Raw genomic sequence first — 22,362 nt, 5'->3', positions numbered from 1 at the left:
GACGATTATTTTATATTTAAAGCGCGAGGTTTACAGATTAAAATATATATATAATTATACTATAAAGGATGTGCGAAGTGTGATTAACGATAAATTGCCTAAGATTTGGTACGGTGGAGATTACAACCCAGAGCAATGGGATGCGCCTGTATGGGCAGAGGATGAGCGGATGTTTAAGCTAGCAGGAATTGATGTTGCCACAATTAATGTATTTTCCTGGGCGCTGATTCAATCTTCCGAAGACACTTATGATTTCTCATCACTAGATGAATTAATGGATAGACTATATAAAAATGGTACGTACGTATGTCTAGCAACAGGTACTGGAGCGCACCCAGCTTGGATGGCTCATCGTTATCCTGAAGTTACTCGTGTTGATGTGAAGGGCAGAAAACGTAAGTTCGGTGGACGTCACAACTCGAATCCGAACAGTCCGGTATACCGCAAGTATGCAGCAAAGCTGGCAGGAAAGCTGGCTGAACGTTATAAGGATCATCCGGCGCTAGTAGCTTGGCATATTTCGAATGAATTCAGTAACTATGATTACTCTGATTTATCAGAAGCGGCTTTCCGGGTCTGGCTGAAGGATCGTTATGGTTCACTGGATGTATTAAACAAAGCATGGAATACCCGTTTTTGGGGACATACATTTTATGATTGGGAAGAAATTGTACTGCCAAGTGAGCTGAGCGAAGAATGGGACGGCAACCGCACCAACTTCCAAGGTATTTCATTAGACTTCCGTAGATTTATGTCGCATAGCTTGCTGGAATGCTACAAAATTGAGAGTGATGCGATTAAGGAGCACAGTCCTAACGTACCTGTTACCACTAACTTGATGGGCTTTTATGATGAACTGGACTATTTTGAGTGGGCTAAACATATGGACGTCATCTCTTGGGACAACTATCCTTCACTAGATACTCCAGTCAGCTTCACAGCCATGGCGCATGATCTCATGCGTGGATTGAAGAATGGACAGCCGTTCATGCTGATGGAGCAAACGCCTAGCCAGCAGAACTGGCAGCCGTATAACTCTCTGAAACGTCCAGGGGTTATGCGCTTGTGGAGTTATCAGGCTGTAGCGCGTGGTGCAGACACTGTTCTGTTCTTCCAACTGCGTCGTTCGATTGGTGCATGCGAGAAGTATCATGGAGCCGTTATTGAGCATGTGGGACATGAGCATACGCGTGTATTCCGTGAGTGCGCTGAGTTAGGTAAAGAGCTGGGACAGCTTGGAGATCAACTATTGGATGCGCGCAGTGCAGCTAAAGTAGGGATTATTTATGACTGGGAAAACCGCTGGGCTATCAACCTTTCAAGCGGACCATCCGTTGCTTTGGATTATGTGAATGAGATTCATAAATATTATGATGCACTCTATCAACAAAATATCGAAGCCGATATGATCGGTGTAGAAGAGAATCTGTTCAAATATGAGATTGTAATCGCACCTGTGATGTATATGGTTAAGCCAGGTTTTGCAGAGAAGGTTGAAGCTTTTGTAAAAGCAGGCGGTACATTCATTACGACTTATTTCAGCGGTATTGTTAATGAGAACGACCTCGTAACCGTAGGCGGCTACCCTGGGGAATTACGGAACGTACTTGGGATCTGGGCAGAGGAAATAGATGCACTGCTGCCAGGGATGAGCAACGAGATTGTGATGGACAAAGCGTGGGGCAATTTGAGTGGTTCTTACAAATGTGATCTGCTCTGCGATCTGATTCATGCCGAAGGTGCTGAGGTTTTGGCAGAGTACGGATCTGATTTCTATAAAGGAATGCCTGCCTTGACTGTGAATAACTTTGGCGAAGGTAAAGCTTACTACGTGGCTACTAGCCCAGAAGCTGAATTCTTGAAAGGATTCTTAGCAAATCTGTGTGCTGACAAGAACATTCAGCCGCTAGTAACTGCACCGGAAGGTATCGAATCCGTGCAACGGGTGAAGGAAGGTGTATCCTACCTGTTCCTGCTGAACCATACCACTGGTGATTTGAGTGCGGACATTGGTGCTACTGAGCGTACGGATCTTCTGACTGGCAATAAGGTTAGCGGTTCTGCTGTTGTGCCTGCTCGTGGAGTATTGATTTTGTCGGATAAGAACTAGATCGTTGTATATATAAAAGGAGCTCCGGGGAACCAGCTTGTCCCCGGAGCTCTTTTTTTGTTGCGCAGAATTTTATTAGTTACTGCTGCTCGTGCTGCCGTCTGGAACCGCTGCTCCGGGATTTCCGCTGCTCAAGGTAATGCTCTCCGCCACAGTGGAATCCGATTTAAGTGTATATTGGATAATATCATCAGCTTTCAGCTCAGATAAGGTGATTGCCTTTTCTTGACGCGTGCCCTTGTCGAAGGTAACGGCTACAATTTTAGTGTCCGCATCAATTGTAAGGTCTGTGGTTTCTTCGGAGAAGCTCTGCTGCATTCCACCCCCCTGTGGTCCACCGCCTTGTCCATCGCCCCCTGCTATTTCACCCTGAGGCATCCCACCTTCCGGCGCAGTTCCATTTGCTGCACCTTGATCACTATCGGGTCTTTCCGGTGGAGTACCGCCTTGACCGTTCTGCCCGCCGCCCTCTCCAGTACCTTGTGGTGGTGTAGGCATTTCGGAGGTATAAACAGTAAGTGTAGTATCGCTGACACTCTTAATTTTAGCGAAATTCATGGACATATTAGGGCCGCCATTCTGCTGATTCTCGTTAGCTTGTGGTTGCTGTGCTGATGAATTATCAGACTGAGCAGAATCCGGTTGACTGTTTGATGTGGTTGTTGCTTCTTCCTCTGAGTTCGAGCTGCAGCCGGCCAATAATAGAGAAGCTAGAAGGCTTCCTGAGATCATAATAGGGATGAATCCTTTCATTTTTTTCTCCTCCTAAAAGTTTTGTAAGGATTGCTACTTCGATTTACTTCGTACAAAACTAGCTTCGAAGGCACAAACCTAAGTTTAGAAAATGGTTTAGAAGAAATATAACAGACGGTTCTGAAAGATTGCTTAATCTCAGCTGAAAGTTTACTAAAGAAATGATGTATGCAAATGTTATATAATGAACAATTAAATGGAGCTTTATAGCTCACCACGATCTCCCCTCCTTGTAGAGGAGCTAAATAGAACTTAAAGGATAAGCCAACATATAGGAAAGAGGCAGCACATGAAGACTTTACTGGTAACTGGATATCGTGCGCATGAGCTCGGTATTTTTGACAATAAACATCAAGGGATTCCTTATATCAAAAAAGCACTGGCTAACCGCTTAAAACCTCTAATCGAAGAAGGTGTAGAGTGGGTGATTACGCCCGGGCAATACGGTGTGGATCTGTGGGCATGTGAGGTGGTAAGCGAGCTTAAGACGCAATATCCGGACTTAAAGCTTGGGATCATTACAGCGCATACTGGACAGGAAGAGAAGTGGAAAGAAGAGAAGCAGAACGAGTATAGACGTATTATTGCGGGGGCGGACTTCTTCGGTGCGGTCAGTAATGCTCCTTATGACGGCAGCTGGCAATTTCGGGCCAGAGATGACCTGTTGTTCCGCAAAAGCGACGGAATATTGCTCTTTTATGATGAGGATGCGGCTGAGGGGAGTCCGAAGTTTTTTAAAGAAAGGGCACTAAAGCTGCATGCTGAAGGGGAGTATGAGTTGTTTCTAATTCACTCCGATGAAATTCAGAATATTGCGGATGAAGAGAATCAGCGTGACTATGAGTAAGTATATGTAGAGTTTGGAAAATGAAAAAGTCCGTAAATGGTGAATGAGACAATCACTGTTTACGGGCTTTTAGTTATGAGTGAAAAAGTGTGATCAGATAAAGCTCTTTAGTGAAGGCGCTTTTCGAACCTTGTAATGCTGCTCATACGCATAGGCAAGCTTGATAAGCGTAGGCTCTTGATAAGCTCTCGCCGAGAAAGTTACACCGAAGGGAGCACCTGCGGAAGTATATCCAGAAGGCACAACGATGGATGGGTATCCAGCGCGCGAGGTGATTCTGGCGCCAAAGTCAGCGGGGAATAGAAGGGCATCTAGGTCATATTCCTTCATGGTGGCGTCGATCCCTTCTTCCTTGCACAGCCTCAGGTCAGTCGCACGATGTTGCAAATATTGTGGTTCGGATTGTGTGCCCGAAGAATTAAATTCAGCGTTAATTAACGTAGCTTGACCATATCTTAAAGTCTCCACAGGATGAGCATGGTTAAAGTCAATGATATCCTTCAATGTTCGCATTGGTGCACCTGGGCCCAACCGGGATAAATATGCGTTCAGCGATGTTTTGAATTCGTTCAGGACGACTGAAGAGTAACTAATTTCTCGAGCGGTCTTAATATCCGCAGGATCAATGATGGTGGCTCCAAGCTCTCTCATTCTATCTACGGAAGCATTGAACAGTGCAAGTTGTTCTTCTGTTAGCTCCTCGAAATAATAGTCACGCGGGATGCCTATACGGGCACCTTGCAAGCCATTCTCGTCCAGGAATACAGTGTAATCCTCATGGGTTTTACCGGCATTTGTTCCCATAGCAGCATCGTGATTATCATTGCCCAGCATTGCGTTTAGCAGCAGTGCGGCATCCCGAACCGTTCTAGCCATAGGGCCAGGGGTGTCCTGCGTATTGGAGAGCGGAAGGATTCCTGAACGGCTGAGCAGTCCAACAGTCGGTTTAATGCCGATGATGGAGCCTAAATTACCGGGGTTAAGAATCGATCCCGAGGTTTCTGTGCCGACAGAGACTGTACAGAAGTTACAGGCTACAGCTACCGCTGAGCCAGAACTGGAGCCTCCTGTTGGTGTAGTTATATTGTAGGGATTAAGAACTTGCCCACCGCGGGAGCTATAGCCGGAGGGCATGCCGTTCGTCATGAAATTGGCGAATTCGGTCATATTGGCTTTACCCATAATGATCGCTCCGGCCTCACGCAGCTTAGTAACTATATACGCATCTTCCCCAGCAAAAGAATTCGCCAAAGCCAGCGAACCCGCACTAGTATGCATTTTGTCCCCAGTATTGATGTTATCCTTCAATAGCACAGGTATGCCATGCAGGGGTCCCCGGGGACCTTTGATCGCACGTTCCACATCCAGAGATTCTGCGATAAACAACGCATCAGGATTGATCTCCAGTACAGAGTTAATCGTCAGGCCATTTTTGTCGTGATCAGCAATGCGTTCATAATACATGAGAACTAGTTGCTTTGACGTGATTTCTCCGGATTCTAATGCAGCTTGGATGTCCGGTATAGTAGCCTCTACGATTTCAAAACTCATGTGCGTTCACGCTTCTTTCCCTTTAGGATGTGGCTTCCTCTCCATCTAACCATAATTTGGGTGTTGTTGGTAGTGTTCTTTTTAGACTTACATTTTTATTTACCATTTGATAGAATAGTTTTCGCAAACCCTGACGTGTTATAGACACGTTAATTGTACGACACATGTTAAAATATTTAAGTGATAAAGTTATCAATATGACATGATTTTATCACATAATTACAACTACATATGTTATTGTATATCTAGGGGTGAAAACGTGTCAGAAGCAAAGCGTGGTCGAGTGGAAAGTGATGAAGACCACGTACATCTGCTGATTGACTGCTCTCCACAACATTCTATACCGAGCATGATCAAAGCACTTAATGGTGTATCTGCCAGACTGCTATTCAAAGAATTTCCTGATCTTAAAAAGAAACTATGGGGAGGCAATCTGTGGAACCCCTCATACTTCATTGCTACCGTTAGCGAAAATACGGAATCGCAAATACGAGAGTACATCCAAAATCAGAAAGTGAAGTGAAGCCATGCTGACGCATAAAGCGTACAAGTTCCGCATATATCCAAACGCAGAACAACAGCTGCTGATCCATAAAACGATTGGCTGTAGTCGGTTTGTGTTCAATCACTTTCTGAACAGATGGAATGAAGCCTATAAAGATACAGGAAAAGGGTTGTCGTATGGGAAATGCTCTGCTGAACTTACAGCACTTAAACGAACTAAGGAATGGCTAAAAGAGCCTGATAAGTTTGCACTTCAAAACGCACTGAGGCATCTTACTGATGCTTACAGCCGATTCTACCAAAAGTAAAACGATGCCCCTAAATTCAAGAGCAAAAAGAATCCTCTTCAGTCGTATCAAACCCATTTTACAAACAATAACATCGCTATTTTCGGTCACAAGATCAAGCTTCCTAAGCTTGGATGTGTTCCATTCGCTAAGTCTAGAGAAATAAAAGGACGGATTCTGAGTGCTACCCTTAGGCGGAATCCAGCGGGTAAGTATTTCGTGTCTATACTTGCGGAGGTAGATGTGCAGCCTTTGCCAAAGACGGATTCATCCGTCGGGATCGATATGGGTCTAAAAAACTTTGCGATCCTCTCAAACGGCGAAGTATTCCGAAATCCTAAGTTTTTTCGGACGTTGGAAGAGAAGCTTGCCAAGGCGCAGCGTATTCTCACAAGAAGAACGAAAGGAAGTTCTAATTGGAACAAACAGCGCCTCAAAGTTGCCAAAATACACGAGTATATGGCCAATGCGAGGGCTGACTATTTACATAAGGTCTCAACGCATATTGTCAAAAACCACGACATCATTGCAATTGAGGACTTGCAAGTGAAGAAGATGCTCCAATATGGAAAATTAGCGAAAGCGATCAGTGAAGTATCCTGGTCGCAATTCAGAACGATGCTGGAGTACAAAGCAGAATGGTATGAGAAGCAAGTCGTCGCAGTAGGTAAGACGTTTGCATCAAGCCAACGATGTTCGAGCTGCGGGTACAAGAACAAAGACGTTAAGAACCTCAACTTGCGCGAATGGGTATGTCCAGAATGCAATGCTACACACGATAGAGATGACAATGCCAGCAAAAATATTCTGAACGAAGGACTAAGACTTCTGTCTGAATAACGTCAGATGGATAACCGCAGGAACTGCGGAGATAGCCTAATCCATTAGAAGTCAGTAGACTTCTGTACTTAGGAATCTCGTCACTTTAGTGATGAGAGGTTTAAATATTAAGGTGTGAAATGTAAATTTATTTTTTGGGATTAGGGAGCTAATGAAATATGAAAAACAACAAATATCTTTCGAAAATCATTATTTTTTTCTTTGTAATGCTAACATTTAATTTTTGCGCTTCGATTAAAGCATCTGCTGAAGACAATGAGATTAAATGTTTTTTGGATGGTAAGCAATTGCATTTTGATGTACTTCCTATCGTAAAAGAGGGGGTTACATATGTGCCGATGCGGGCGATTTTTGAAGCTCAAGGTGCAGTTATTGAATGGAATAATACTGCAAAGACGATCTCAGCGGTAAGAGGGGATATTCACGTTTTTTATATGGTTAAGGAAGGGAAAGTATTTGTTAACGGACAAGAGAATGAGCAAGTTTTGAAGGCGATCAGCTTTCAGAATAATACGCTCGTCCCTCTGAGATTTATTAGCGAAGTGTTGGGTAGTAACGTCTCATGGGATGAAGGAACACATTCAGTTCATATTACATCATCCGTTGCTGAAGCAAAGATAGTTCCCCCAGTAAATAGAACCATTACATTAGGAAGCCAAGAAGTTTCAAAAACACTAACAGATGAAAGAAATAGGTTTGAGATAAGAGTAAAACATTATGGAATCAAAAATAATCAGCTGTATAGCTTGATCGAGTTCTCTAACATGGATAATAAAGAGATCTCTATAAATTTTAAATCCGGTGATAAAAAGATAATAAGAACAATCTCTAAAGAAAAAGACCCCATGCCGATTCAAAATATAGAGAATTGTACGCAAGTAACCAATAAAGTGGTTATAGATAATATTGCTGGCAAAGTATATAACCTACCGGAGTTTTCAATAAATCAGGTTTGTGTTAGCTCCAACCAATCTCAACAAAATGCTTATGAAGAATGGAAGAACAACAATTCCGGTTTCTCGGTAGTAGGTAGTAACACCGTGTCAGTTCGTAGATATGTTCAAGATCAAGCGGGTGGTCTGCAAAATTTTGTAATACCGGCAAATAGTATAGAGCAACTAATTTTGGTAGCTCCTGTTGGAGGAGAGAATAGATTAGTGGTGGAGGGCAGTTATTTCGTCGGTGGTCTTATCAATAAGACTATAGAGTTCAAACTGGATTATGAAGTGGTTTCAGAGCTTGACTTGGGTATATATAGCTTTGTTTACACTCAACCCGTATATTAAGGATTATTTTCTTGGATCGAGCTTGCATGCGTACAATTGAAAAGAGGTGTCCGAAACGCCATATCCAATGGCTGTTAGGACACCTCGTTTTATTTTTTAGAGAGGAGTGAAAGTTACCCCTGCGCAGTAAATCCCTCTTCCGCTAAATATTCTTTAGCTTCCTCAAGCGTTTCAAAGGCCATTTCCAGATTGAGATCGGCATAGACATACCATAAATCTTCCTCTAGCTTCAGGGTCAGCGTATGCCCCTCATCATTAGTCCAGAGTGAATCGGCGGACGCAGCAGTCTTTTTCTTTCTTTTGCTGGTTACAGGGGCTTCCGGAATGTAAATAGACAAAGAGGTGATAGCGGCATCCAGTAGACTCCGCAGTTCGGCTTCCGAGTATTCGCGAATGTTCACGAAGCCCTTATCATCTGTCTCGTAGCCCCGCAATAATCCTGCGAATACATACCCATTACCATTTGGGTGCAGGTGGTAAGCGACGGTTTTCTTATCATGCTGGCTTTCCTCGTAGTGATAGTTCACGCGCCCAAGGGATACATTTTTGCGTTCCAGTTGGGGGTAAGAGTCGAGAATCGCTAATTTTTGTTCAAAAGTAAGCATATACAGCCTCCGGTTTTCGGTGTGATTGTGCACATGATTATACCATGACGATGGTCCACAGACTAATTTTTTAGTGATCAAGCGGTAGAGACAGCACGAAGGTGCAGCCTTCCTCTGAGTGCTTTTCAAGCACGAGGCTTCCGATCATAGATTCGGCCAACAAACGGCTGAAGGTGAGACCAAGTCCTAGACCACGTAGTGTGCTCTGCTTATCGCTTCCTCGGAAAAAAGCCTCGAAGACATGCTCGCTATGATTTGATGAGATGCCAAGCCCATTATCCTGAACACGAATTTCGGCTAGGCCATGGCCTTGCTGTTCAAGCAACTCCACCGTAAGCTGCACCCTTCGGTCTGGCGCTTTGGCTTGTACACTGTTATTAAGGAGATTGACGATAATTTGTTGGATACGAAGCGAGTCCCCACGCAAAAATAAAGGATTACTCGGCATATGGAGCACGGGCTCCGCAACTTCATCGGTCTGTGTCAGCTTCCATTGATATACGATTTCTGATAAAAGCGGCACAGCATCCAGTCTATCGTGACGGACAGAAACGATACCTGCAGTCAATGCGTTGTAATCCAGAAGATCCGCTACCATCCGCTGCAATCGTCCAGCTTCCTGCAAGGCAATATCTAGAAATTCCTCAGCCTCATCATCTTCGACGACCCCTTCACGAACGGCATGGATTAGACCTTTGATGGAGGTTACTGGTGTCTTTAGTTCATGGGATACTCCGGCTAACATCACCGCACGGGAATGCTCGAATTGTTGTAATTTGCCCGCCATCTCTTCAAAAGACATCATTAGCTCATGAATTTCCCGTTCTTTGGCATCCTTATCCAGAACGATATCATACCGGCCATGGCTGATTTGTGCCGCAGCAGCAGCTACTTTTTGAATAGGCTTTGCCAGTTTACGTGACAAGAGATAGATGGTTAGCCAACTTAAGATGATTAGAAACAGCAGCAGAATGGAGAAAAAAATGATTTCCTCCTGCGGAATATGCCGCAGCGATTTCTTAGATTGAAGGACAATCACCTGTCCTAGTGTTCTGCTATTTGATTCTATTGGAGCAACTGCAGCTTTGAACTCCGGACTACGCGAGTCGTCCAAGCTATCATTAAGCTTATGCCTCATTTCGTCCTCTGTGAGAGGCGGCATAGAGAGCAGCATCTGACCTTGCTGATCCGTAATGATTACACACATTTCTACGGTTAACTTGAAGAATCGTTTTCGGTCTTCAATAAGCTTTCCAAGATTCTGGCTGATCTCTATGGTTCCTTCACGATTTACGCTACGATCGGCAATCTCCTGTGCTAATAATCCGGTAGTCTGCATCCGGTTGCTCATAGCTTCTTGTTGCATCCACCAGAACGTTGTTAGTGCAGTTAGCAGGAGGCCGATACTGATAATGAGCAGATAACGAATTGTCCAGTAGGAGAGGAAGGACGTGCGTTGGGTGTTGTTTTTCTTTAAGTAGTCCATAATTGGTATCCTGTCCCTCTCAAGGTACGGATTTCCCCCTCATCTACCGGCCAATGCGACAATGCTTGGCGAAGTCTTTTGATAGACAAATCGACTGCACGGTCACTTCCTTCGTAATCCATCTCCCAGACATGCTCTATTAATTGCTCGCGCGTACATATTTGATTAGGTCTTTCAGCCAGAAATAACATTACTGACATGTCGCGTGGACTAAGGTTCAGCTCAGCCCCGTTTAAAAAGACAGTACGAGCAGTAAAGTCGATAAATAAACTGCCATAATGCCGTTTGCGGCTGCCATCAGACCATTGTGAGGGACGGCGTAATACAGCATTCACGCGTGCCACCACTTCCTCTGGAATAAAGGGTTTAGACATATAATCATCTGCACCACCGTCAAGACCAGCTAGTCGATCATCAATCCCATCTCTTGCCGTCAGCATAATCACGGGACAGCTACTTTTTTCACGGATGAGCTTTAGCAGTTCAAAGCCGTCCATGTTTGGCAGCATGATGTCGAGTAATACTAATGAAGGAGGGGATACAGCAAAAGACTCTAGCGCGGCACGACCGTCGGCTACTCGGGTGACATGGAAGCCAGCTTTTTTCAGATAAGCGCTGAGGACCCTTGAGATAGCTTCCTCATCTTCAACAATTAGAATGGATCTCATCATGTGGGTGGGCCTCCAGTCTATAAAATTACGACAAGTTTAACACATCATAGCTCGTTCTGCTCTGACTTCTTCCCGACATATTGCTTTGTTAGAATGAGGGACGAGCTTGAAAATATACAGAATATTAGAATATTAGAATATTGGAGGGAACAGGATGAAGAGAAAAAGAATAGCCTTGATCGCGGCCGGAGTCATTATCGTAGGAGTTGTCACAGGTTATACATTGCTGGATAAATGGCTGGGCAATAATGTAGAGATCGAGTCCGTGATTCCAGGGCAAGGAACAGAAGCGGCAGCTGGTGCAGGCACAACGAATAACACTGAAGCATCAGCAGGTGTGGTAGTAACAGCAGAGCAATTAAACGGTGACTGGACGATTGCGGACACTTCTAAAGTATATTGGTCGGTAACAACCTCCAAAGAAACAGTTAACTTCGTAGATAACAAAGTTCAAGGTACTTGGAATGTTAATATAGAAGATTCTACTTCGATGGCTGGGGAAGGAACCGTGGATATGAGCGCTCTGGACTCTGGCAATGGTCAAAGAGATGAGCATGTAAAAGGAACAGACTTCCTATCCGTTACGGAATTTCCACAATCTACGTTTGTAGTGAAATCATTCTCGGAGCTGCCAGCAGAATGGACAGAAGGAGCAACTGTGCCGGTTGAAATGCAAGGTACGCTTACAGTGAGGGGTGTGGAAAAGGATGTCACATTCCAGTCTCAAGCAGCGTACAGTGGGGGGCAGCTGATGCTGTCGGGAACAACAACTGTGGCCTTTTCTGATTTTGGCATGAGCAATCCGCACACCGTTGTGCTGGATACGGAGAACAATCTTGAGGTTCGATTAGAGCTTGTGTTGACGAAATAGCAGTCCTCCCATAAGGAAAACGCTGCTGTGAAATTTATAGAAAAGACTGTACGGAAGAGACTTTCCCGGGCCTAATGGCTTGTGGGAGAGTCTCTTTGGTTTGGAATGAAATGTATGTTTTAATAGTAGTATATGTCGAATGATAGCAATCATGGAGGTGTTCTTGTGATCGAGGTGGCAGCCGCAATTATACATAATGAAGCAGGACAGATTCTTATTGCTCGGCGGAGGAAAGGGAAGTCGCAGGCAGGTCTGTGGGAATTTCCTGGCGGGAAAATCGAATCAGGCGAGAGTATCGCAGATTGTCTGCAAAGAGAGCTTCAGGAGGAGATGGGGATTACGATACTTCCCTATGAGAGCTTTGGCATGAACGAGCACAATTATGGAAGTATCCAGATCAGACTATTTGCTTGGAAAGCTGTGTATCAAGGAGGCGTAATCGAACTTGTTGATCACGACGAATTCAATTGGGTGTTCCCGGATGAACTGGGTCAGTTCACTTTTGCTCCTGCGGATATTCCTTTTGTAGAACGGCTAATGATAAAATCGAAGTAAGACTGAAGGAAGCTAGAATACATAGTAGAAAGAGGGATGAACTTAAATGCCTGTATATGAAAAGCTAGTGCGTGACGGAATCCCCAATTTGATAGCCTCTCAAGGGAAAGATTTTAAGACAAGGATACTCGAGCCCAAAGAATACATAACTGAACTACGTAAGAAATTGAAAGAAGAGTCGGAGGAGTATTTTCGGGCAGTTAGTGATGAAGAAGCGCTTGAAGAGCTTGCCGATATACTGGAAGTGATCCAGGCTCTGGCGGAGACACATGGGAGCAATAGCACAGAGCTGGAGAAGCTTCGTGCGGAGAAAACCAAGCGTCGCGGTGGGTTTAAGGATCGGATTTTTCTGATTGAGGTGGAAGAGGAATAGACGGTTAGATCCTATTTTCATATGCTTTAATAAGCATGGTCTGATAGAATCAAGTAGTAGAAACAGAAGGATGAGGAGGAACAATACAATGGGAAAAGACAACGCTTACAAAGTAAAATGGGGAATTCTCAGTACAGGGTGGATTGCACATCAGTTTGTTACTGACTTAGCTCACGCCAGCAATGGTGTGGCATATGCCGTGGGTTCGCGTTCTCAGGAAAGTGCGGATAAATTTGCGCGGGATCATGGGGTTCCACATGCCTACGCCACCTATGAAGAATTGGTGAATGACCCGAATGTAGATGCAGTGTATATCGGAACGCCACATCCTTTTCACAAAGAAAATGCATTATTGGCGCTGCGTGCAGGAAAAGCTGTCTTGTGCGAGAAGCCTTTTACCGTGAATAGTGGAGAATTGGAAGAAGTCGTGTCTTATGCTAGAGAGCATAAGCTGTTCCTGATGGAAGCAATGTGGAGCCGCTACATCCCGGCGATTGTGAAGGTTAGAGAATGGATTGCCGAGGGTAGAATCGGTGAAGTTCGCTTGGTGAAGGCAGACTTAGGATTTCGCACGGACTGGAATCCGGAAGGCAGATTGCTTAATCCGAAGCTGGGCGGGGGAGCGCTGCTGGATGTGGGGATTTATCCGGTTTCTTTTGCCTCGATGGTGTTTGGACCTTATCCTGAATCTATATCCAGTACGGTTCATATTGGTGAGACTGGAGTGGACGAGCATTTCTCTATGCTGCTGAATTATGGCAATGGAAAAACCGCTTCGTTAAACGGCGGTATTCGTCTTAATATGTTGGAGGAAGCGCATGTGTTTGGAACAGAGGGCCGTATTATTGTAGAGGGCACGTTAGTGAATCCGAAATCGGCTACGCTCTATGTAGGGGATGAGAAGGTAGAGACTTTTGTGGATGACCGGGCTTCTATCGGATATTGTTTTGAAGCAGAGGAAGTGGGACGTTGTCTTGAGGCGGGGCTTACAGAGAGTCCGGTGATGACATTGGATGAGTCGTTAGCGATTCTGAATCTGCTGGATCAAATACGTGCGCAGTGGGGCCTTAAGTATCCTGGAGAATAAATAAAATAAACAACACCCCTCGGTTTGTATGCTACACAGGTAGCTCCGAGGGGTTTACTATATCGAACGATAGGCGTCGCCTAGTTCGGTCTATTGCGCGTTTTTACCTGCTTGGACCCAGCCGGCCACTTCAACAGTACGTTTCGCTTGGTGAAATACAGCGTCACGGATACGATCCTGCTCTTCGATCATTTTACCGTCCCCATCCACACTGACGCTTGTTCCGTAGGGGTTGCCTCCTGCGCCAAAAGTGACTGGATCGGTATAACCAGGTGCCGCGACAATCGCTCCCCAGTGATACATCGATGTGTATAGTGCCAAAATCGTAGCTTCCTGACCACCATGTGGATTCTGTGCTGAGCTCATGGCGCTGACGACTTTGTTTACAGTTAGTCCCTTGCCCCAAATCCCTCCGGTTGTATCGATGAACTGCTTCATCTGAGAAGCAATGTTACCGTAACGGGTTGGAGAACTGAAAATAATCGCATCCGCCTCCACGATATCATCGGGTGTTGCTACTGGGATATCTTTTGTTTTTTCAGCTAGGGCCTTCATGGCCGGATTTGCCGCAATTTTGTCCTCGGGAACTAGTTCCTGTACCTTCAGTAATTTCACCTCAGCCCCCGCTTTCTCAGCGCTTTCTGCGGCCCACTGTGCGAGCTGGTAGTTAGTCCCAGTGGCGCTGTAGTAGATGACGGCTAATTTGATTTTTGGCATGATGTTGTAGTCATTCCCTTCGAGTGTAGTTCCATACTATTAATTACCCCATTGATGCATTTATAATCCAAATCGATAATTCTACTCTAACTGGACAGACAGATGTCCACTTCCCCTATGTATACTGAACTCAATCACAGGAAATGAGGGAGAATGATGAGTACTTATTTTGTACAAAAACCAAAAATGACCTTGGCAGGTGTTAGCATACGCACGACTAATGAAGTGGAAATGGGTCCTGATGGGGGCTTGTCGCAGCTGTGGGAAACTTATTTTCAGAGTAATATTGCGGGGCAGATGGATACAGTTCAGCCTGAGTATATCTATGCTTTGTATACAGATTATGAGAGTGATGCGTCAGGAGCGTATACCGTTGTGATTGGTCATGAAGTTGCTGGGGGGAGACATTTAGAGGAAAACGGCCTCGTGTGTGCAGCTGTTCCGGAGAGCAAATACATGGTTTTTACAACGAAAAAAGGTCCGGTATTCGAAGTAGTCGCGCAAGCGTGGGTGGAAATTTGGACGTATTTTAAGGCATCTACCGAGGTAAGAACTTATACAGGTGATTTTGAGCTTTACGATTCGCGGGGCTTTGATCCTGCTAACACGCAGGTTGAAATTTATATTGCGATTGAATAGATGGGGAGAACGACGGTTATGTGAATTGTAGCTTTGTTGCTTTGTTGCTTTGTTGATTTGTAGCTTTGTTGCTGGTTAGTAGCTGCTTATGTGGATTTTTAGGGGAATGGGTTTTTTAGCTAATGGAAATGTTTCGCGGGGATTAGGGGCTGCCGAGAGGTAGTTCCTTTTTTCGCTGACGAGCAGAATGCCCCGGGTGAAGGGTTACTCAATGATTGAAACGAATATATATCAAAAGAAGTAATGAGGAAGGACTTTTCTCCAGTGTTGTTAACCTTTGCCGCGCCCGCATTTACTTTGGTTTTGATTATGGACTTTAGGGGGACGACGGGTAGACATGGGTAGACATATGGGAAACTCTAGAATTCATATGCTTAACGAGTGAGTCCGTGGAAAAATGAACGGTATAAATCCCGCACATTAGCCGGGTTTGGCTGAAATAGCGCAAATGAACGGTATAAATCCCGCAGATTAGCTGAGTTTGGCCGAAGTAGCAGGAATGAACGGTATAAATCCCGCACATTAGCCGGGTTTGGCTGAAATAGCGAAAATGAACGGTATAAATCCCGCGGATTAGCTGGGTTTGGCCGAAGTAGCAGGAATGAACGGTATAAATCCCGTAGATTAGCTGCGTTTGGCCGAAGTAGCAGGAAAGAGGAGCAAAAATGCACTACATTTACCTCAACGAGCCCAAATAGCAAGAAAGAGGAGCAAAAATGCACTACATTTACCTCAAAGAGCCCAAATAGCAAGAAAGAGGAGCAAAAATACACTACATTTACCTCAAAGAGCCCAAATAGTAAGAAAGAGGAGCAAAAATACACTACATTTACCTCAAAGAGCCCAAATAGCAAGAAAGAGGAGCAAAAATGCACTACATTTACCTCAACGAGCCCAAATAGCAAGAAAGAGGAGCAAAAATGCACTACATTTACCCCAATGCCGCCCGGACCGATTTTACTATAGTTTGGGAGGGAGTGGAACTAGGGGAGTGTATATGAAGTAGCTGGTTGAGTTGTGAAGTTGATGAGTTTTGATGGAGTTGAAGTAACTGTTGTTTGAAGCAGTTGGGGCAGTTGAAGCAGTTGAGTAGGTGGAGCAGTTGAAGTAGTTGAAGCAGTTGAAGTAGCTGGTTGAGTTGGTAAAGTGGATGTATTTGATGGAGCAGGACTGCCCCACAAAACAAACAACACAAACCACACCACACCACACCACAGAAGACCAAAACGAAATGGAGAATGCTAAATGGGAAAACAATTCACCGCTATACTACCTGCACATGAGGAGTTTATTCTTCGGCAGCACCTTTTTTTCGTAGGGTCGGCGCCGCTTTCTGAAGAAGGGCATGTTAATCTTTCGCCTAAGGGGCATGATTGCTTTCGGATTTTGTCACCTAATCAGGTGGCTTATCTAGACATGACTGGCAGCGGTAATGAGACGAGTGCACATCTGTTGGAAAATGGAAGAGTGACGGTTATGTTTTGTGCGTTTGAAGGACCGCCGAACATTCTGAGACTGTATGGAACGGGGACGGTAATCTTGCCTGGATCATTAGAATGGGAAGCACTGTACCCCATGTTTACACCTCTGCCTGGAGCTAGACAGATCATTTTGATTGATGTTCATAAAGTACAGACATCTTGCGGATTTTCGGTCCCATTCATGAGTTATGAGAGTGAGCGAGATACGTTGCAACGTTGGTCTATCCAAAAGGGTGAAGAAGGCCTGAAAGCATATAGACAAGAAAAGAACAGCACTAGTATAGACGGGCTAAAGACACCTCTTGGGCAAAAAAACTAAGCGGACATGGTGACCCCAGGTTTATGCATCAGATAAAATAGCCCGACTAACCTTAGGGTTGCTTTTTCATATCACTATAGCCGATCTCTTTTCCCATGCGTTTGTTCTCACCATGTTTCTATTGGCAGCTCACTTTTCCTTAGGCTAGTTCTCAAGTCGATTAAGCATGCCACAAGTCGAATAGGGGATCAGATTTGTCAAGACAAGCGATCCCCCAAGTCGCCTATCCATTATCTCATAAGTCCTACTGTCCAAAGCTCATACTACCCACCGATTCCACCACAAACACAGGCACATATTGCTCTCCCATGTCAGTTTCAATAGGCTGATAACCGTTCTGATATTGTCCACTAACTAATGCGTTACCTGTAACGGAACCTACCTCACCTTGAAGTGAAATATAAACTCCATTCGAGTAAGCAAGCGTATTACCGAAGTTATCTATTACGATTTCACAGTGAAAAGAGACCTTTTCAAAAGGATGGAGCGCTACATCGGAAGCTGAAATTACAGCATACTCCTGAACAATCTCAGCGAATTGATAGCTGCCATCTACTTTACGGTAACGTGCCGTCTGTCCGTCGACACCGTCTCCAAGATCTGCATTAGATACGAGTATCGAATCATCGGATTGCAGTTCGTAGCTATCGCCAGACATTGAAAATAACTGTGATATTCCATCCGATTTCATTTCATATGCTGTAAAAAGAGTGCGTCCACCTTCGACTTCGGATTCCACTAAAACCACGGGGGCACCAGAACCTGTAGACGCAGCAAGCTGATCATTAAAAGTAAGACTGCGCAGGCTCTCGAATTTTGGTAAACTATTTCCAGTTAAAGTAATGACACTTTCGTCGTTATTCATTGCTGCATAATAGAGAATACCATTGCTATCCGTTCCAGCCACAATGACCTTCGTGCCATGTAGTCCCTTGCTGGAGATGATGTTCCCATATCTGCCTTGCTCTTCACCGCCTGGAAGGAGGCGCACAGGTTCAGCAATATTCCAAGCCAGTCTTGTAGCGGCAATAATTGAAGAAGTATCCTCTAGCGGAGCAAGATCACCGTATAGCTGAATAGCATCAGCATATTGACCTTTACTGGTCATGCGCTTGGCATTTTTCAGTAGTTTAGCTTTACTAGTATCGACTAAGGTTAGTACTTTGGATGAGGTGATACCTGCCGATCCTGCAAAATTACGATAGGCTACAGCATGCCCAGTAAAGGCGGTGATGTTATCACTCTCTAGATCCTTGTTCAGAAAGATCTTTCCGCTACTTTCTGCCTGCCCAAGTACCCATGGGGCTTCGTAACTATGCTGTTTGTAAGCATTCATCATGGAAAGGGCGCTTTCGAGCATACCTGTAAAGCTTCCTGTTCCTGCTAAGGCATTTAATTTAGCTGTATCATGGCTTTTGAACTTGGAGGCTAAGAGCTCATCCTTGGAAGCGGCGCTTCCATAATAAGCATCGGGAATCTGCAACAGATTCCATTTGAAAGCTTCCGCTTCACTCGTATTTCCACTCTGGCTCTGAGCAAGTTCAGTTAGGAACTGCTCTTTAAATTCTCGGAAGTAGGTTGTGAACTTGTCAGAAATGCCTGAATCAGTCGATAGCTGGCGATAATAGGATTCATAAGGACCGCCGGGCTTCATATATGTAGCTTTTAAGCTGAGGAGAGCATCATAGCTTTTCATAAATCCGGAAAAATCCTTAGTCGTGGCTTGTGCTTCAGCGGATAATACCAAAGCACTCAGACCTTGGCGGATGGCCGTGATCGGCGAGAGTTCGGCTAGCCGCTCCGCAACTTTCTCTTCCATATAAAGAATAGAATGGTTTGCCGCCGCCAAGCGATACTGATTCTCTGCACTGATCAGATCACCTGCAGCGTAGAGACGGTCAGCTTCCTTGGTCATTTGAATTTTGTCGGCGATAAGAAAAACCTTCTGTCCAAGTAGTACTAACATGCTTATACACAGAATGATCATAAAGTTTCGCAGGGTTATTAATTGTTTGAACGTCATATAGAGTAGCCTCTTTTTTCTAAATATAAAAAAGCATAAGTTTCACGCTATCCTTTATCTTTATATTTCTACGAGAAACGATTGTCATCAATAACAGATGCCAACGAACGTTTCTTCTTGAAATATAAAAAAGCATAAGTTTCACGCTATCCTTTATCTTTATATTTCTACGAGAAACGATTGTCATCAATAAATGATGCCAACGAACGTTTCTTCTTGAAATATAAGCTTTCAGGTCTATTGAACCTCTGGGTCCCAGCGATATTTGGCCTCACGAATGTCAGCTACTCTAAGGTCCAGGCCGTTCCACGGTTCATGGGGATTTGCAGCAATGAGCTTGGATAACCGCATAAAGCGGTCTTTAGGCAGGTCTTGCACGTATCGGCCAATCATACTGGAGTAGAGCAGGGCATAACGCTTCATTCTTACTGCTGCTCCGGCAACTCCTGTAAGGATGGTCATACCATTATCCATATGACGAATTTCTTCTTCATAGATCTTCACGTATCGTAGTGTACGATCTTTGATCAGATCAGGACGGACTTTAGCAATCTCGCCGATATATTCGGCCAGCAGTGGCTCGAAATCCTTCAGAAGAAGCTGCTCTAGTTCTAAATCCATGTCCTTGCGAAGTAAAAACCCATGTAATAAGGCGATCCGCTGCCGCGCAATCCGGTCGCCGCGAAGCAGGATAGAGAGCTCACGCAGCTTCTCGTAGGCAAGAACATCATTCTCGCGGAGTACGGAGACAGCTTCCTGACGGTTGATCTCTAGTCCCTCTTTGATGATGACGATCCCTCGGCCAAGCAGCTCGTTAAGAGAACGAAGATTCTCGTTCTGCCGTACTTTTCGCTGCGTATAGTACAATAGTCCAGCGAGGATAATCCCTCCGGCACCACACAGCATCATCTGCTCTATGCTATTTCCAAAATAGACGGAGGCTAGTGTGAGCAGTAAGATGAATAGGAGGCGCGTATGCATTTTTCTTCCTGCGATGGATGCGGCTTGCTGCTCTACTGTAATAAGTGAGGCTCTACCGCATTTGGTGCATCGATCTTCGCCGAGAGCAGTGTATTGCCCGCAGCGGCGACAAATGCGCAGCTTGTCATATGCGTAACGAGGGGCCTTGAAAGGCCGGAAGGTAACGGGTCTTTTCTTATTCACGGCCTTTATCGCCTCCGTTCAAAGCGGCTAGTAGTCGGTCATTAATATCATCACGAGTTAATGGTTTACGCTGGTGTGCAGCATAGATGGAAATCTGAATTACGACAATTAGGAACGTAATCCCAAGAATGACGTATGAAATCATGGAACAGTCCTTTCTCATGGACGCCGCGCAGTCTGGATGGCTCATAGAATGATAACTCTATGCATCATTGCTACTTTGGTCCGGCGGTCCTAAAGTTGAAGTTTACAAGGTTTAATTATATCATAATGGCATGCTATTTACAGATTTTAGCGATAGTGCTGAACCTGTCATATGTGCCTAATATAACACAAGAGGAGCCCTATTTATGCTTCGTAAATATCAAAGTAACAGAACAACTAAGACTCTATTTCAACGGATCTTCCCAGCACTACTGCTGGCTCTATGTCTTGCTGCCTCACCTTTTGCAGCTGTTCAGGCCTATGCGGCAACGTCGGCGCAATCTCATATTGATGCTGTGCTTCTTATCGATGTCAGCAACTCCATGAAGACTAGTGACAAGAACAAAGTCGCGAATGAAGCGATGAAAATGTTCATAGATATGCTATCTACCCAAGGTGATAAAGTAGGTATTGTTGCCTATACCGACAAGGTGCAGCGGGAGAAAGCCCTGCTGGAAATAAACTCAGAGACAGATAAACAGGATTTGAAGGATTTTATTGATGGACTGGACCGTGGAGCTTATACCGACATTGCTGTCGGTGTAGAAGAGGCTGTGAAGGTGCTCCAGAATGGAAGCGATCCGAATCATGAGCCAATCATTGTAATGCTAGCTGATGGCAATAACGATTTCAACAAATCAACAGGCCGGACGCAAACCGAGTCGGATAAAGAACTGAATACCGCCGTAGAGGTCGCCAAGAAGAATGGCTATCCCATTTATACGATTGGGCTTAACGCAGACGGCAAGCTGAACAAACAAAAACTCGCTGATCTGTCTAATGAAACGGGCGGTAAAGCATTCTCAACAGACTCCGCAGATGATCTTCCGCAAATACTCAGTGAGATTTTTGCTAGTCATCTGAAGCTGAAGGTAGTACCGGTGCAGTCGATTACTGCAAACGGCAATTATCAGGACGTAACCATTAACGTGCCTAACGGCAGTGTTTTGGAAGCTAATATCTCGATCATGTCTGCACAGCCTGTGACAGCGAAGCTAACGGACCCGTCAGGAAATGCTGTCGCGATCCCTTCAAAGGGTGCTCTGCTGTCGAAGTCTTCCACTTATAGCTTGATCAAGCTGTTGTCACCTCAGGAAGGAGATTGGAAGCTTCAGGTCAAAGGTGTGCCAAAGGATAAAATTGATATTAATCTAGTTTTTAACTATGATTTGGAGCTTAAGATCGATGCTCTGCCATCAGCAACTTATAAAAAAGGTGATAAAATTGATATTACTTCCCACCTGTTTAGTAATGGTACTCAGGTAACGCTCAGTAATTTGTATCAAGATATGAAGGCGGTATTGCTGGCTACAGATATTGATACAGGTGATGTACAGGAAATCGAACTTGATAACTCTGGGGATGTCTTTAAGGGCACTTTCGAGGTAAAAGAAAGCCATGACTATGAGCTGAAGGTTCGTGCAGAGGAAAGTAGTTTCTATCGTGAAAGTGCTCCTGTAAAGATCAGCGCGAAGACAGGCGGCGCCGCAACTACTAGTCCTTCGACAGGGGCTGATAAAGAAGAACCGCTGAAAGAAGCTCCGTCCAAAACCATGTATTACATCATAGGCGGAATTCTTCTAGTATTGATAGCCGCTGCAGTGTGGTATTTGCTGAATAAGAAATCAGCACGTGGCTTTGTTGGGCAGCTGGTAGTTGAGGTTAAAGACGGTAATACGGGTGAGAAGACCTACCCACAATATAAAAAACTTGCTGGATTTAGAGGCAAGTTCACCCTTCATCAGCTGCTGCAATTAGCGCCTGAGCTGAAGGAAAGCGAGAGCATTATTTTCACACAAGCTAAGAATGACCGATTGCTGCTACGCAGTGGAGAAGGTGTTACCGTGGAGAGATCCGGACGTGCTGCGGATGCCTCACGTGGTTTGGAGCTGAAGAGTGGTGACCGCATTTCAGTATCCCTAAACACGGTAGATAAGACGATTTATCTCGAGTATTTAGTATAGAAGTGGTTTTGCAAGAGATCTGAAG

General features: G+C 44.8%; 19 protein-coding genes and 2 pseudogenes. 12 read left to right on the top strand and 9 right to left on the bottom strand.

What is annotated here, in order from left to right; translation table 11 throughout:
- The first annotated feature begins 79 nt into the window (after positions 1-79).
- Positions 80-2,110: a beta-galactosidase gene (locus tag NSS67_RS30015; RefSeq protein ID WP_339317435.1), complete on the top strand. Its 2,031-nt coding sequence runs from the start codon at positions 80-82 to the stop codon at positions 2,108-2,110.
- Positions 2,111-2,185: 75 nt separating this feature from the next.
- On the opposite strand, the gene NSS67_RS30010 is transcribed toward NSS67_RS30015, so the two are convergent.
- Entirely contained in the window at positions 2,186-2,863 is a 678-nt protein-coding gene (locus tag NSS67_RS30010) for a hypothetical protein (protein ID WP_339317434.1), read from the bottom strand.
- A 289-nt stretch (positions 2,864-3,152) separates the two neighbouring features.
- Here NSS67_RS30010 and NSS67_RS30005 point away from each other — a divergent pair, with 289 nt between their 5' ends.
- Entirely contained in the window at positions 3,153-3,710 is a 558-nt protein-coding gene (locus tag NSS67_RS30005) for a DUF1273 domain-containing protein (RefSeq protein WP_339317433.1), read from the top strand.
- A gap of 93 nt (positions 3,711-3,803) precedes the next feature.
- Here the strand turns inward: NSS67_RS30005 and NSS67_RS30000 are convergent, their stop codons facing one another.
- Complete coding sequence (locus NSS67_RS30000) at positions 3,804-5,261, bottom strand: amidase family protein (protein ID WP_339317432.1); 1,458 nt, start codon at positions 5,259-5,261, stop codon at positions 3,804-3,806.
- A 283-nt stretch (positions 5,262-5,544) separates the two neighbouring features.
- Here NSS67_RS30000 and tnpA point away from each other — a divergent pair.
- From tnpA to NSS67_RS29985, 3 genes and pseudogenes are all read left to right on the top strand, one after another.
- Positions 5,545-5,784 (top strand): annotated as a pseudogene (gene tnpA, locus NSS67_RS29995) (IS200/IS605 family transposase); the annotation flags it as partial.
- A gap of 4 nt (positions 5,785-5,788) precedes the next feature.
- Positions 5,789-6,892 (top strand): annotated as a pseudogene (gene tnpB, locus NSS67_RS29990) (IS200/IS605 family element RNA-guided endonuclease TnpB).
- Between the two features lie 158 nt (positions 6,893-7,050).
- Positions 7,051-8,178: a copper amine oxidase N-terminal domain-containing protein gene (locus tag NSS67_RS29985; RefSeq protein WP_339317431.1), complete on the top strand. Its 1,128-nt coding sequence runs from the start codon at positions 7,051-7,053 to the stop codon at positions 8,176-8,178.
- Between the two features lie 113 nt (positions 8,179-8,291).
- Here the strand turns inward: NSS67_RS29985 and NSS67_RS29980 are convergent, their stop codons facing one another.
- The 3 genes from NSS67_RS29980 to NSS67_RS29970 all read right to left on the bottom strand — a co-directional run bounded on the left by NSS67_RS29980 (position 8,292) and on the right by NSS67_RS29970 (position 10,937).
- A complete protein-coding gene (locus NSS67_RS29980) occupies positions 8,292-8,783 on the bottom strand; it encodes a hypothetical protein (RefSeq protein ID WP_339317429.1) in 492 nt (163 codons plus the stop codon).
- Positions 8,784-8,853: 70 nt separating this feature from the next.
- On the bottom strand, positions 8,854-10,269 hold the full coding sequence (locus NSS67_RS29975; protein ID WP_339317428.1) for a HAMP domain-containing sensor histidine kinase: 1,416 nt from the start codon (positions 10,267-10,269) through the stop codon (positions 8,854-8,856).
- Positions 10,257-10,937, bottom strand: coding sequence for a response regulator transcription factor (locus tag NSS67_RS29970; RefSeq protein ID WP_339320747.1), 681 nt, complete (start codon positions 10,935-10,937; stop codon positions 10,257-10,259). The genes NSS67_RS29975 and NSS67_RS29970 overlap by 13 nt, the downstream gene beginning before the upstream one ends.
- 157 nt (positions 10,938-11,094) lie before the next feature.
- On the opposite strand from NSS67_RS29970, the gene NSS67_RS29965 reads away from it, so the two are divergent.
- From NSS67_RS29965 to NSS67_RS29950, 4 genes are all read left to right on the top strand, one after another.
- Positions 11,095-11,811 (top strand): YceI family protein, encoded by a 717-nt coding sequence (locus NSS67_RS29965; protein WP_339317427.1) that lies wholly within the window; start codon positions 11,095-11,097, stop codon positions 11,809-11,811.
- Between the two features lie 132 nt (positions 11,812-11,943).
- Positions 11,944-12,366: an 8-oxo-dGTP diphosphatase MutT gene (gene mutT / locus NSS67_RS29960; protein ID WP_339317426.1), complete on the top strand. Its 423-nt coding sequence runs from the start codon at positions 11,944-11,946 to the stop codon at positions 12,364-12,366.
- Positions 12,367-12,412: 46 nt separating this feature from the next.
- The gene (locus NSS67_RS29955) at positions 12,413-12,739 is read left to right on the top strand and encodes a nucleoside triphosphate pyrophosphohydrolase (RefSeq protein WP_339317424.1); all 327 of its coding nucleotides are present in this window, start codon (positions 12,413-12,415) and stop codon (positions 12,737-12,739) included.
- Positions 12,740-12,827: 88 nt separating this feature from the next.
- Positions 12,828-13,826: a Gfo/Idh/MocA family oxidoreductase gene (locus NSS67_RS29950; RefSeq protein WP_339317423.1), complete on the top strand. Its 999-nt coding sequence runs from the start codon at positions 12,828-12,830 to the stop codon at positions 13,824-13,826.
- 90 nt (positions 13,827-13,916) lie between these two features.
- On the opposite strand, the gene wrbA is transcribed toward NSS67_RS29950, so the two are convergent.
- Positions 13,917-14,543 (bottom strand): NAD(P)H:quinone oxidoreductase type IV, encoded by a 627-nt coding sequence (gene wrbA, locus NSS67_RS29945; protein WP_339317422.1) that lies wholly within the window; start codon positions 14,541-14,543, stop codon positions 13,917-13,919.
- Positions 14,544-14,696: 153 nt separating this feature from the next.
- Between wrbA and NSS67_RS29940 the strand changes: the two genes are divergently transcribed.
- Entirely contained in the window at positions 14,697-15,182 is a 486-nt protein-coding gene (locus NSS67_RS29940) for a GyrI-like domain-containing protein (RefSeq protein WP_339317421.1), read from the top strand.
- A gap of 1,245 nt (positions 15,183-16,427) precedes the next feature.
- Positions 16,428-16,982: a pyridoxamine 5'-phosphate oxidase family protein gene (locus NSS67_RS29935; protein ID WP_339317419.1), complete on the top strand. Its 555-nt coding sequence runs from the start codon at positions 16,428-16,430 to the stop codon at positions 16,980-16,982.
- Positions 16,983-17,226: 244 nt separating this feature from the next.
- On the opposite strand, the gene NSS67_RS29930 is transcribed toward NSS67_RS29935, so the two are convergent.
- The 3 genes from NSS67_RS29930 to NSS67_RS29920 all read right to left on the bottom strand — a co-directional run bounded on the left by NSS67_RS29930 (position 17,227) and on the right by NSS67_RS29920 (position 20,314).
- Positions 17,227-19,005, bottom strand: coding sequence for a hypothetical protein (locus tag NSS67_RS29930; protein ID WP_339317418.1), 1,779 nt, complete (start codon positions 19,003-19,005; stop codon positions 17,227-17,229).
- Positions 19,006-19,242: 237 nt separating this feature from the next.
- On the bottom strand, positions 19,243-20,169 hold the full coding sequence (locus tag NSS67_RS29925) for a hypothetical protein (RefSeq protein WP_339317417.1): 927 nt from the start codon (positions 20,167-20,169) through the stop codon (positions 19,243-19,245).
- On the bottom strand, positions 20,162-20,314 hold the full coding sequence (locus NSS67_RS29920; RefSeq protein WP_339317416.1) for a hypothetical protein: 153 nt from the start codon (positions 20,312-20,314) through the stop codon (positions 20,162-20,164). Before NSS67_RS29920 ends, NSS67_RS29925 begins: the two co-directional genes overlap by 8 nt.
- Before the next feature lie 205 nt (positions 20,315-20,519).
- Here NSS67_RS29920 and NSS67_RS29915 point away from each other — a divergent pair, with 205 nt between their 5' ends.
- The gene (locus NSS67_RS29915; protein ID WP_339317415.1) at positions 20,520-22,337 is read left to right on the top strand and encodes a vWA domain-containing protein; all 1,818 of its coding nucleotides are present in this window, start codon (positions 20,520-20,522) and stop codon (positions 22,335-22,337) included.
- The last annotated feature ends 25 nt before the right edge of the window (positions 22,338-22,362 follow it).

This window comes from Paenibacillus sp. FSL R10-2734 (genome assembly GCF_037963865.1).
In the GTDB taxonomy this organism is placed as follows: Bacteria; Bacillota; Bacilli; order Paenibacillales; family Paenibacillaceae; genus Paenibacillus_AQ.
The sequence above is the reverse complement of the archived record's forward strand: the minus strand, read 5'-3'. Positions and strand labels throughout refer to the sequence as shown.

What these genes read in the sequence shown, in the direction of transcription:
- NSS67_RS29980 (WP_339317429.1), bottom strand. Translation starts at nt 8,783, where the DNA reads ATGCTTACTTTTGAACAAAAATTAGCGATTCTCGACTCTTACCCCCAA.
- NSS67_RS29975 (WP_339317428.1), bottom strand. Translation starts at nt 10,269, where the DNA reads ATGGACTACTTAAAGAAAAACAACACCCAACGCACGTCCTTCCTCTCC.
- NSS67_RS29930 (WP_339317418.1), bottom strand. Translation starts at nt 19,005, where the DNA reads ATGACGTTCAAACAATTAATAACCCTGCGAAACTTTATGATCATTCTG.
- NSS67_RS29955 (WP_339317424.1), top strand. Translation starts at nt 12,413, where the DNA reads ATGCCTGTATATGAAAAGCTAGTGCGTGACGGAATCCCCAATTTGATA.
- NSS67_RS29950 (WP_339317423.1), top strand. Translation starts at nt 12,828, where the DNA reads ATGGGAAAAGACAACGCTTACAAAGTAAAATGGGGAATTCTCAGTACA.
- NSS67_RS30005 (WP_339317433.1), top strand. Translation starts at nt 3,153, where the DNA reads ATGAAGACTTTACTGGTAACTGGATATCGTGCGCATGAGCTCGGTATT.
- NSS67_RS29915 (WP_339317415.1), top strand. Translation starts at nt 20,520, where the DNA reads ATGCTTCGTAAATATCAAAGTAACAGAACAACTAAGACTCTATTTCAA.
- NSS67_RS29970 (WP_339320747.1), bottom strand. Translation starts at nt 10,937, where the DNA reads ATGAGATCCATTCTAATTGTTGAAGATGAGGAAGCTATCTCAAGGGTC.
- NSS67_RS29920 (WP_339317416.1), bottom strand. Translation starts at nt 20,314, where the DNA reads ATGATTTCATACGTCATTCTTGGGATTACGTTCCTAATTGTCGTAATT.
- wrbA (WP_339317422.1), bottom strand. Translation starts at nt 14,543, where the DNA reads ATGCCAAAAATCAAATTAGCCGTCATCTACTACAGCGCCACTGGGACT.
- NSS67_RS29965 (WP_339317427.1), top strand. Translation starts at nt 11,095, where the DNA reads ATGAAGAGAAAAAGAATAGCCTTGATCGCGGCCGGAGTCATTATCGTA.
- mutT (WP_339317426.1), top strand. Translation starts at nt 11,944, where the DNA reads ATGTCGAATGATAGCAATCATGGAGGTGTTCTTGTGATCGAGGTGGCA.
- NSS67_RS30010 (WP_339317434.1), bottom strand. Translation starts at nt 2,863, where the DNA reads ATGAAAGGATTCATCCCTATTATGATCTCAGGAAGCCTTCTAGCTTCT.
- NSS67_RS29935 (WP_339317419.1), top strand. Translation starts at nt 16,428, where the DNA reads ATGGGAAAACAATTCACCGCTATACTACCTGCACATGAGGAGTTTATT.
- NSS67_RS30000 (WP_339317432.1), bottom strand. Translation starts at nt 5,261, where the DNA reads ATGAGTTTTGAAATCGTAGAGGCTACTATACCGGACATCCAAGCTGCA.
- NSS67_RS29940 (WP_339317421.1), top strand. Translation starts at nt 14,697, where the DNA reads ATGATGAGTACTTATTTTGTACAAAAACCAAAAATGACCTTGGCAGGT.
- NSS67_RS29985 (WP_339317431.1), top strand. Translation starts at nt 7,051, where the DNA reads ATGAAAAACAACAAATATCTTTCGAAAATCATTATTTTTTTCTTTGTA.